This window comes from Empedobacter sp. UBA7252, from assembly GCF_002472765.1.
Taxonomy (GTDB): Bacteria; Bacteroidota; Bacteroidia; order Flavobacteriales; family Weeksellaceae; genus Empedobacter; species Empedobacter falsenii_B.
In genome coordinates, this window is record NZ_DKSQ01000111.1 from 1 (window position 1) to 12006 (window position 12006).

Annotated in this window: 8 protein-coding genes; 4 read left to right on the forward strand and 4 right to left on the reverse strand. The window is 32.3% G+C overall.

Annotation, left to right across the window (positions count from 1 at the left end):
- Positions 1 to 265: 265 nt before the first annotated feature.
- From dinB to B2X73_RS15180, 4 genes are all read right to left on the reverse strand, one after another.
- Positions 266 to 1345, reverse strand: a complete 1080-nt coding sequence (gene dinB / locus B2X73_RS15165; RefSeq protein ID WP_286496366.1) for a DNA polymerase IV — start codon at positions 1343 to 1345, stop codon at positions 266 to 268.
- A gap of 18 nt (positions 1346 to 1363) precedes the next feature.
- Positions 1364 to 3631 (reverse strand): cation:proton antiporter, encoded by a 2268-nt coding sequence (locus tag B2X73_RS15170; protein WP_291047071.1) that lies wholly within the window; start codon positions 3629 to 3631, stop codon positions 1364 to 1366.
- Between the two features lie 162 nt (positions 3632 to 3793).
- Entirely contained in the window at positions 3794 to 4498 is a 705-nt protein-coding gene (locus tag B2X73_RS15175; protein ID WP_291047070.1) for a class I SAM-dependent methyltransferase, read from the reverse strand.
- 45 nt (positions 4499 to 4543) lie between these two features.
- Positions 4544 to 5521, reverse strand: coding sequence for a YpdA family putative bacillithiol disulfide reductase (locus B2X73_RS15180; protein WP_280037076.1), 978 nt, complete (start codon positions 5519 to 5521; stop codon positions 4544 to 4546).
- Positions 5522 to 5664: 143 nt separating this feature from the next.
- Between B2X73_RS15180 and B2X73_RS15185 the strand changes: the two genes are divergently transcribed.
- From B2X73_RS15185 to B2X73_RS15200, 4 genes are read left to right on the forward strand one after another with little or no spacing between them, the layout of a single operon-like run.
- Positions 5665 to 6255 (forward strand): TetR/AcrR family transcriptional regulator, encoded by a 591-nt coding sequence (locus B2X73_RS15185; protein WP_291096868.1) that lies wholly within the window; start codon positions 5665 to 5667, stop codon positions 6253 to 6255.
- A 7-nt stretch (positions 6256 to 6262) separates the two neighbouring features.
- Positions 6263 to 7576 (forward strand): TolC family protein, encoded by a 1314-nt coding sequence (locus B2X73_RS15190; protein WP_291096871.1) that lies wholly within the window; start codon positions 6263 to 6265, stop codon positions 7574 to 7576.
- A 12-nt stretch (positions 7577 to 7588) separates the two neighbouring features.
- On the forward strand, positions 7589 to 8659 hold the full coding sequence (locus tag B2X73_RS15195) for an efflux RND transporter periplasmic adaptor subunit (protein ID WP_221856169.1): 1071 nt from the start codon (positions 7589 to 7591) through the stop codon (positions 8657 to 8659).
- 13 nt (positions 8660 to 8672) lie between these two features.
- Entirely contained in the window at positions 8673 to 11849 is a 3177-nt protein-coding gene (locus tag B2X73_RS15200) for an efflux RND transporter permease subunit (RefSeq protein WP_219034226.1), read from the forward strand.
- Positions 11850 to 12006: the final 157 nt, after the last annotated feature.

Consider the following 12006-nt stretch of genomic DNA (forward strand, 5'->3'; position numbering starts at 1 on the left):
TTAACAAGGGGAAGATTACAACTCTAATGCTAATATACAAAAATTAGGATATGATTTAAGTTATAATAATGTTTTTAAAAATCTAAAATATTAGTTTTTTTTACTTAAAAAATATTACAATTTATAATTAGCTCGTTTATAACGTTGTTTGCCGTTCCTCGTTTTACCATATTTTATTAATTTATTAGAACATACTTTTGTTTGATAAACAATGGTAAAAGTTGATTTTGTCATATCTTATTAAAGATAAATTATATTGAAGATTTTATATAGTTTCTCTAAATGGAATTTCTAGTTGAGTTCCGAATTTTTTTTGATTATTGGATAAATTAGAGATAGCAACACCTAATAGTCGAACTGGTTTTTCTAAGGAGTAACCTTCACTTAATAAATCATAACAAATAAGATCAAAAAGTTCTCTATTTTTAACTGGAAATGATGCTGATTTACTTTTTGTAGTAACCGAAAAATCATTGTGTTTTATTTTTACAGTAATTGTTCTTCCATAAATTGATGTTTTTAAAGAAAAGTTCCAAACATCTTCTATTAGTGGAAATAAAGCAATTTGCATTTCTTCTAATGTTTCTAAATCTTTGCTAAAAGTTGTTTCTGAACCAGATGATTTTCGCAATCGAGTAGGGTTGACCTCTCTAAAATCTAATCCTCTAACAATATTGTAATAGTATTTACCTGATTTCCCGAATTCCCGTAACAGTTTTTCTAATTCTAGGTTTTTCAAGTCCAAACCTGTATGAATGCCCATCATTTGCATACGTTCGGCAGTTACTTTTCCAATTCCATGAAATTTTTTGATTGGTAATTGATCAATAAAATTTTCAGACATTTTAGGCGTAATCACATAAAGTCCATCAGGTTTGTTATAATCCGAAGCAATTTTAGCTAAAAATTTATTGAAAGAAACACCTGCAGAAGCAGTCAAATCTGTTCGTTCCTTTATTTTTTGTTTGATTTCGTTTGCAATATCTGTGGCGATTTCGATGTCTTTATGGTTAATTGTTACATCCAAAAAAGCTTCATCCAAAGATAAAGGTTCAACCAAATCAGTATATTCAAGAAATATTTCACGAATTTGATTCGAAACTTCTTTATAAACTTGAAATCGAGGTTTTACAAATATCAAATGTGGACATTTGCGTTTTGCAACAACAGAAGACATTGCAGAGCCGACGCCATATTTTCTAGCTTCGTAACTAGCGGTAGCAATCACACCACGTTCTTCATTTCCGCCAACAGCAATGCATTTCCCTCTTAATTCGGGGAAATCTCGTTGTTCAACAGAAGCATAAAAAGCGTCCATATCGATGTGAATAATCTTACGCTGCATCTTGCAAAATTACTCGCTTTATTTTAAATGATACTCTTGAATAAAGTTTTTTAAGTTTTTCTTATCGGCAACAATTGTCAAATAATCGCCCAATTCAATTGGTACATTTCGATCAGGATTGTGAATCATTTTTCCATCGCGCTCTATCGAAACCACAATTCCTTTTGCCGTATCTTTTACCCAGCCAATCGATTTATGCTCCAAAACACAAAAATCATTCGGAATAACTACTTTATCCAACGTAAAATTATCTGTATTTTTAAGATCATTATTTTCTGGAGGAGTTTCACCAATAATTTGCAAATACTTCTCAAATCGTTGAATATGTTCATCCGTTCCAATAATTCCAATTTTATCGAAAGGATATAAAACTGATTCAGAATTTGGAGTCTGAATAATTCGATCGCCACGTTTGATATAGGCAATATTGATCTGAAATTTTGTTCGCCAATCCAATTCACCCAAAAAAACACCAATAAAATTGGCATTTTGCGGAACAATCATATCCGAAATATGCGTGTTATCCCAAGTATATTGAAATTTATCTTGTTTCTTTTTCTCTTCAATTTTTTTAGTCAAAATTTCACGTTCATTTAAGTTATAAATGAATTTTGTTTGAATATAATTGTAAAATTGATTGAAATATTTTGAAAGAAAATACATTGTAATCAATAATCCAATAACTAATACAATTGAGGCAATTGTGCTTGAAAAAAATTGATTATAAATAAAAATTACAGCAACTACAACTAAAGTTAAACGGATAGAAATAATCGCGATAATTGGTGCACGATTATAATTAGATTCATCCCAAAACTCTCCAATAATTTCTCTTTTTGGTCGATTTCCAATAATTGCCCAAATAAATGGAATACACAATACAAATGTCAATGTAAGGCTAACCAAACTTGCGCCAAAATAGGTAAACCAATCGGTTAATAAGAATAAAACGTAGCTTTTGATAATCAATGTGATTGCGATAATGATTATTCCATTGATAAAAATTGTAGAAACTGTTTGTTTGATGATTTTATTCCATTTATTTTCGTTTTGAATGTGTTGTGTATCAGATGAATAATTTTCAACACCTTGAATAAATTTTTGTGGAAGAACTTTTTCCAATAAAGTATAAACTTTGTCAGATGATTTTATTAAATAAGGTGTAGTAAATGTTGTAATTGCCGAAACACCGACTGCAACAGGAAATAAGAAGTCGCTTGTTACGCCAAGAGAAAGTCCCAAACCAGCAACGATGAAAGCAAATTCACCAATTTGTGCCATACTCATTCCTACTTGTACGGACTGTTTTAGCGGTTGTCCTGAAATTATAGCACCTAAAGTGGTAAAAATTAACTTTCCAAAAATCGTCAGCAATGTTACAATTAAAATTGCCCATTTGTGTTCGTACATTGAAACAGGATCAATCATCATTCCAATAGAAATAAAGAAGATTGTAGCAAATAAATTTTTTACAGATTGAAAATTATGTTCGATTTTTTCTGCATAAACAGTTTCAGCTAGAATAGACCCCATTACAAATGCACCTAATTCTATAGAAAACCCAGCACTATCCGCGATATAAACCATTCCAAGACATAACCCAATTGAGATAATTAGTAAAGTTTCATCATCTAAATAGTTCTTAATTGAACGTAAAAAAGTTGGAATAATAAAAATTCCTCCAATAAACCAAACCGCTAAAAAGAAACCTAATTTAACGAAAGAATTAATCATTTCTGCTCCGTTAAAATGCTGGCTAACCGCCATAGTAGAAAGCATAACCATTAATAAAATGACCACAATATCTTCTACAATTAAAATTCCGAAAACGACATTCGCGAATTTCTTTCGTTTCAATCCTAATTCATCAAATGCTCTAATAATAATGGTTGTAGAGGAACTTGCTAATAAACCGCCGAGGAAAATACTATCCATTGTCGACCAATTCATAAATCGACCAACAAAATAACCAACGGTTACAATACAAATGATTTCGACAATCGCAGTGATGGAGGCAGAACCACCAACATTGAGTAATTTTTTGAAACTAAATTCGAGACCAAGACTAAAAAGCAAAAATATAACACCAATCTTCGCCCAAATCTCCACATTATGTTCTTCTGCAACGGACGGAATATATTCGAAATGCGGTCCAACCAAAAAACCAGCAATAATATAACCTAAAACAAGAGGTTGGTTGATGCGTTTGAAAATAAGCGTCGTCACAGCGCCTACACATAGAATTAATCCAAGATCGGTAATGAGTTTTGGCAAGTGTTCTTCCATAAATTGCGTTTAATCTCCACTAATTTAAGAATTTTTTAAAAGATAATTAATTGTTCAACTATTGATTAACTTTATATCATTATCAATTTTGTTTGAGAATAAAAAAAAACTCACTAATTCTAATGAACTAATGAGTTTGTATTTTATTATCGAAACGATATTTTACAAAGTAATTTTTGCTAAATAAGAATCTCCTTCGGTTTTTATTTTTGTACATTTTAGTTTATGATATTCGCACGCATTTTTTAACGTGTCAAAATCCAAATACAACCATTGAATAGGTTCTTCTTGCTCGCCTTTATAATGAACCGTAAAATCTAATTCACCATAGTAATTTCCATTACTCGGAATCCATTTTCCACCATCTTCGTCTTCATCAAACATATAAATAATGTCGGTTCCATCAATCAAAACTTGACCATTCTCGGTTAATAAATTTTTGATTTTATCCAAGAAAACATTAATTAAAACTAAATTCTGAAAAATTCCAGTTCCGTTCATCAAAAATAGAATCGTATCAAATTTCTCAGCTTCATTGATTTCAAGGAAATTCTGAACTTTTGCATTTTTAATTCCTCTCAACAAACAAGCTTCAATCGCTTTTGGAGAAATATCAATCGCTAAAACATCTGAACTTTTTTCTTGCAAATAAAGTGAATGAGAACCTGCTCCACAACCAACATCCAATATTTTTCCTTTTGACAAATCAAGTGCTTTTTGCTCTAGAGGAGGCATGTCATCATACTCTCGAAAAAGATAATCAATTGGCATCACATCTAACTCTGAAATTGATGTTTCGGTATAGAGATCTTCGGGCGAATGATTGGTTTGATAATCTAAAATTGCCTGTCCGAAAAGGTCTTTCATGTTATTTTTATTTTTATTTTTATTTTCTGATTAATACAGAAACTTTTATTTATTATTTTTTGCTAAAATTGCCTCAACAATTTGCTGTGCATGTACGCGCGAATTTTCAATAAACCAAATATTTGTCAACATACCACCACAAACAACGCCTGCCAAATATAAACCATCCACATTTGTTTCCATTGTTTCGGGATTGTAAGTTGGTGTTTTCAATTCATCATCACTGAAAGTTATTCCACAGTTCTCCAAAAAATTGAAATTTGGATGATAACCAGTTAAAGCTAAAACGGTATCATTTTCAATTGAAATATCACCTTCTGGTGTTTTGATATGAACTTGATTTTCGTCAATAGAAGTAATATTCGAGTTGAAATAAGCTTTGATACTTCCTTCTGCAATTCGATTTTCGATATCTGGACGAACCCAATATTTTAGTCGATGCGTAAAACCTTCTCCGCGAATCACCATTGTTACATTTGCACCTTTTCGATAACATTCTAAAGCTGCATCAACAGAAGAATTATTCGCTCCAACAACCACTACGTTCTGAAAAGAATAAGGGTGAGCTTCCTTGTAATAATGATGAACTTTTGGCAAATTTTCACCTTCAATATTCATTAAGTTTGGAATGTCATAAAAACCAGTTGCAAGGACTATATTGTTAGTTGAATAGTTATTTTTTGATGTTTTAACTTCGAAATGATTTGTTTCAACTTTATTAATCGTTTCAACTTCTTCGTATAGATTTAGATTGAATTTGAAATATTTATGAATGTTTCGATAATATTCTAACGCCTCTTGTCGACCAGGTTTTGGCGCAATACAATTGAACGGAATTTCTCCAATTTCTAATCGTTCGGCAGTCGAAAAAAATGTCATATACAAAGGATAGTTGTACAAACTATTTGTTAAAGCACCTTTTTCAATAATTAAATAAGAAAGATTGTTTCTTTTCGCTTCTATTGCACAAGCCAAACCAATTGGCCCAGCACCTACAATTATCAAATCATATTGTTCTTTCATCAAGCAAATTTACGGATAATCAGTTCGGTAATCTTTATGATTTTCTTCAATTTTTTTAAAAATAATGTTTAACTATTTGGATTAACGAAATATATTAATAATTTTGTTTGACAATTTTGTCAAAATAAAAAAGCCGCACAGATATGAAAGACGATACAGAAGAATTGATCAAAGAAACAGCGAAAAGAATGTTTTTTGGTGAAGGTAGATTTCATGCAACAACGCAAGAAATAGCTGATGAAGCGAAAGTGAATAGAACGTTGATTAATTATTATTTCAGATCGCGAAACAATTTAATTAGTATTATTTACGAAGAAGCTACGCGAGTAAGTAATGAAAAATCGCGTGCTATTTTTGATAGAAATCGTGATATCAAAGAAATGATTGGCGAATTTATAGAGGATTCTATTGCAACATCAATCAAATATCCATATTTGGAAACTTATATCGTTACCGAAATGAATAAAAATAATACAATGTGTTCAAAGTTAATGAAAGATGATTTAGATGTCGTTGTAAATGTTTTTTACGAAAGATTAGAGGAAGAAATGGAAAAAGGAACGATAAAAAAGATGGAACCACTTCAGTTTTTGTTAAACATGATTTCCTTGGTAAATTATCCGTTTACAATTCGTCCACTTCTTCAATTGGATTTGAAATTGAGTGACAAAGATTTTAAACGTATTCTTTCTGATCGAAAAGAAATTATTCTCAATACACTTTTTAACAATTAATATATCAATGAAAAGATTAAAACCATTACTTTCTATAGCGATTGTAGCATTGATAAGTTCAGCTAATGCTCAAGAAGTTATTGCACTTAAAGATGCGGTAAATTTTGCGTTAGAAAATAAAGCAGATGCTAAACGAGCAGATTTGGCAATCAAAAAAGCCGAATACAAAATTGATGAAGCTAGAGCAGGAGCTTTGCCTCAGGTAAATGCCAATGGAGGTTTGCAATATAATCCAATTGTACAAGAAATGGCGTTGACAATGGGAGGACAAACAACTGTGATCAAAATGGGACAACCATGGAATTCGAGTTTGGGTGTAACGGTAAACCAAACATTGTTCGATCAACGTGTTTTTACAGGTTTGAAAGCCGCGAAAACAACACGCGAATTTTATCAGGTAAATGCAGATTTAACTGACGAACAAATTATTGAGCGTGTAGCGAATGCGTATTATCAAGTTTTTATTCAAGAAGAAAAATTAAAAACAATTGATAAAAGTTACGAAAACACGAATAAAGTTCGCAATGTTATCAAAAGTTTAGTGGATAATGGATTGGCAAAGCCTATTGATTTAGACCGAATAGTTGTACAATTAAATAACATATCTTCATCTCGCCAACAATTGGTAAATGCAGTAGAAATTAACAAGAATGCATTGAAATTTTATATGGGTTATACAATTGAGAAACCAATTAATTTAGCAGTAGAAACTATTGCGCCAAATTTAGTTTTGTTGGAAGATCAAATAGATGTTGAAAATAGAACAGAATTTAAAGTTTTATCAAAACAAAAAGAATTGTTAGATTTTGCTAAAGAAGCCGAGCGTGCGAATTTATATCCAACAGTTGGTTTAGCTGGAAATTATGGATTGCAAGGTTTTGGCGAAAAATTTATTACGTCGAAAAGTTACATCTGGTCAGATTTGGCTTCGATAGGTTTGAGTGTTAAAGTTCCGATTTTTTCAGGAGGAGCTACAAAAGCAAAAATTAATCAAGCTGAAATTGATTTGTTGGACATCGAAGAGCAAATGAATGATACAAAACTTGGGTTGAGTTTAGAATATCATAATGCGAAAGCGCAAATAGAAAATGCGTTAAAAAGTGTCGATATTCAAGAAGAAAACGTGAGTTTGGCGGAGAAAGTTTTAGCAAATACACAAAATAATTATCAACAAGGCTTAGCTAATTTGACAGAAATTTTAGACGCAGAAAATGCGTTGACAGACGCTCGAAATAATTACTCAAATGCTTTATTAGAATATAAAATTGCAGAAATAGCATTAATCAAAGCAAAAGGAGACTTAAAAACATTAATTCAATAATAGAACCGATTTATGAAATCAGTAAAAACTTTACTTTATATATTAATTGCTGCTGGCTTGATTGGTGGAGCAGTTTACATAATCAAAAATAACAAAGCGAAGCAAGAAAAGGAAGTTGCGATTGTAAATGCTAATAACGATGAGGTTGTGGTAAATACAATTAAAGCAAAATACGAAAGCTTAAATACAGATTATACGTCAAACGGTACATTTGCGCCATTTCAGGAAATGAGTTTTCCTTCAGAAATTTCAGGAAGAATTGTTCGTGTATTGGTAGATGAAGGTAGTTATGTTTCTGTTGGTCAAACATTGGCAACAATCAAAAAAGATGCAATTGAGGTTGATGTAACTCAAGCACAAAATAATCTTCAAAATGCGATTATAGATAATCAACGTTACGAAAATGCGTACAAAACTGGAGGAGTAACAAAGCAACAATTGGATAATTCGCGTTTGCAATTAAAAAATGCAAGAGCAGCGGTTTCTGCACAAAATTTACGTGTTCGTGATACCAATGTAAAAGCAACTATTTCTGGTGTGATTAACAAGCGTTACATAGAGCCAGGATCTGTAGTAGCACCGGGTTCGCAAATGTTTGATATTGTTAATGTGTCAAAACTAAAATTACAAGTTACAGTAACAGAAGCTGAAGTTGTGAATTTGAAAGTGGGACAAACAATCAAAGTATTGGCGAGTGTTTTTCCTGATCAAGAATTTGCAGGAAAAATTTCTTTTATTGCGCCTAAAGCAGATGCTTCATTAAACTTTCCAGTAGAAATTCAAGTTTCGAATAATTCTGGTTTAAAAGCTGGTATGTACGGAACGGCAGTTTTCTCGACAAAAGATGATGTAAATGCAGGGAAAAATGTATTGGTTGTTCCAGCGAATGCTTTTGTTAACGGAATTAGTTCTGGACAAGTTTTCGTGGTTGAAAATAATACAGCGAAATTAACGAAAGTTGTGATTGGGAAAACGGTTGGAACTGAAGTTGAAATTATTAGTGGAATTAAAGATGGAGCTGAAATCGTGACAAGTGGTCAGATTAATCTGAAAGATGGAACGAAAGTGAAAGTTGTAAAATAAGAGTAGTTTTTCCATGAAAATAGCAGAAATATCAATTAAACGTCCCACAATGATTATCGTGTTATTCACGATTTTAACATTAGGAGGATTGTTTAGTTATACGCAAATGGGATACGAATTAATCCCAAAATTTGAAACGAATGTTGTTACGATTTCAACGGTTTATCCTGGAGCTTCTCCAAACGAAGTTGAAAATTCTGTAACCAAAAAGATAGAGGATGCGGTTGCAGCCTTAGAAAATGTAAAGAAAGTAGAATCGAAATCTTATGAAAGTTTATCAGTTGTAATGGTGACGTTGAATTCTGATGCAAATGCAGATTTAGCGTTGAATGATGCGCAACGTAAGATTAATGCCATTGAGAAAGATTTACCTGATGATGTAGATCCGCCTTCTTTGACGAAATTCTCGTTAAGTGATTTACCAATTATTACAGCTGGTGTAACGTCTGATAAGTTGACAGAAAAAGATTTGTATGATTTGTTAGATAAAAAAATAGAACCAGTTTTATCGCGTGTGACAGGTGTTGCGCAAGTAAATTTGATTGGAGGACAAGAACGTGAAATTCAGGTAAGTTTAGATCCTGTGAAATTGAAAGGTTATGGATTATCTGTGCCTCAAGTTCAGCAAGCAATCTTAACTTCGAATTTAGATTTCCCAACAGGAAGTGTAAAAACACGTGAAAACTCTACAATTATTCGTCTTTCTGGAAAATATAAATCAGTTGATGAATTAAATAATTTGGTAATTTCTTCGAATAATGGAATTCAAGTTCGTTTATCGGAAGTTGCTTTTGTGCAAGATTCTCAAAAAGAAGTAGAAAAAATTGCACGTGTTAATCAGAGTTCAGCGATTATTGTTCAGGTTGTAAAACAATCAGATGCAAATGCGGTTGCAGTTTCTGAATTGATGAAAGAAACCATCAAAAAAGTTGAAACAGATTATAAGAAAGAAGGACTTAAAATTCAGATTGTAAATGATACGTCTGATTTTACATTGGCTGCGGCAGATCACGTTATTTTCGATTTAGTTTTAGCAGTTGTTTTAGTTGCAATTGTAATGCTTTTATTTTTACATAGTATTCGTAATGCTTTTATTGTAATGGTTTCTATTCCAGCATCGTTAATTGCGACTTTTATCGGAATGTACTTAATGGGGTATACCTTAAACTTGATGTCGTTACTTGGTTTATCGCTTGTTGTAGGGATTTTAGTGGATGATGCTATCGTTGTTTTAGAGAATATTTACCGTCACATGGAGATGGGAAAATCGAAAATTAGAGCATCATACGATGGGGCAAAAGAAATTGGATTTACAGTAACAGCTATTACGTTGGTAATTGTCGTGGTATTCTTACCAATTGCAATGAGTACAGGTTTGGTGGCGAATATTATTGCACAGTTTTGTGTGACAGTCGTTATCGCAACCTTACTATCCTTATTGTCGTCATTTACAATTGTTCCTTGGTTGTCTTCTCGTTTCGGGAAATTAGAACATATCACAGGGAAAAATATTTTTGAGAAATTTATTCTTTGGTTCGAAAAACAATTAATGAAATTTACCCACTTCATTTCTGATATGTTAGAATGGTGTTTAAAATCTACCGTTCGTAGAATTGGAGTTTTTATTGGGGTATTTATCGTTTTATTTGCAGTTATTGGAGTTTTAATGGGAGGAAAATATATTGGTGGTGAATTCTTCCCTAAAACAGATAAAGGTGAATTCTTAGTTCAAATAGAGTTACCAAAAGATGCAACAATAGAGGAATCAAATTTTATGACGCAAAAAGCAGAAAAATTTTTACGTGGTAAAAAAGAAGTTGTTGATATGATTACAACTGTTGGTCAAAGTTCTGAAGGATTTGGAGCAGCACAAGCAACAGCTTATAAAGCAGAAATAGACGTTATTTTAAATGATAAATCAGAGCGTGAAGACAATTCATTTATTTATGCGGCAAAAGTAAAACGCGATTTAGAAAAAGAATTAGTTGGTGCTAAGGTTAAAACTGTTCCAGTTGGTTTAATTGGAGCGGAACAAGCGCCAATAGCGTTGGTTGTGACAGGTCCAAATTTAGAAAGCGCCATGAAATTTGCTGAATTAGCAAAACACGAATTAGAGCAAATTAAGGGTTCTTCGGAAGTGAAATTAACGACAGAAGCCGGAAATCCTGAAATTAATGTGCAAGTTGACCGTGATAAAATGGCTGCTTTAGGATTGAATTTACAAACAGTTGGTTTGACGATGCAAACTGCTTTCTCTGGAAATACAGATGGTAAATTTAGAGCGGGTGAATACGAATATGATATTAATATTCAGTACAATGATTTTAATCGTTCGAATATCGATGATGTTCGTAGTTTGATATTTATGAATGATAAAGGACAACAAATTCGTTTGGATCAATTTGCAACGGTTACACAAAGTTCTGGACCAAGTTTCTTAGAGCGTCGTGATAAAACACCTTCTGTAACTGTGCAAGCGCAATCTGTTGGTCGTACAACGGGTGATATTGTGACTGATTTCAAAAATAGTTTACAAAAAATTGATAGTAAAAAACCAACCGGTGTATCGTATGTTTGGGGTGGAGATGAAGAAAATCAATCCGAAGGTTTTGGTACATTAGGTTACGCATTATTAGCAGCAATTATTTTAGTTTATTTGGTGATGGTTGCTTTGTATGATTCGTTTATTTATCCTTTCGTGGTTTTGTTTTCTATTCCATTATCATTAATTGGAGTCTTTGTGGTTTTAGCTTTAACTAATAATTCGTTGAATATCTTCACGATTCTCGGAATGATTATGTTGATTGGTTTGGTGTGCAAAAATGCCATTTTATTAGTCGATTTTACAAACCATAGAAAAGAAGCAGGAGAAACAACACACAATGCTTTGGTACAAGCCAATCATGCACGTCTTCGTCCAATTTTGATGACAACTATCGCCATGGTTTTTGGTATGATTCCGATTGCTTTGGCAGAAGGAGCAGGAGCAGAGATGAACAACGGTTTGGCATGGGTTATTATCGGTGGATTAGTTTCCTCATTATTCCTAACCTTAATTATTGTTCCTGTGGTTTATTCATTATTCGATAGTGCAATTCGTCGATTCTCAAAAGGAGAAAAAGTAGATTATGAAGCAGAAATGGTTGCAGATTATGAAGCGCGACAAATAAAAGAAGAATGGGAAGAGTAATCTTTCGTTTTTAGATATTTAATCAAACCCGTTCAGTTTTTATTATTTTAATTGATACATAAAAAAATCCTTGTCAAAGTTCTAAACCTTGACAAGGATTTTTATTTAGTTGAAACTCGTTATTTTGTTAATGCGATGTGCTTGTTGCACAACACTA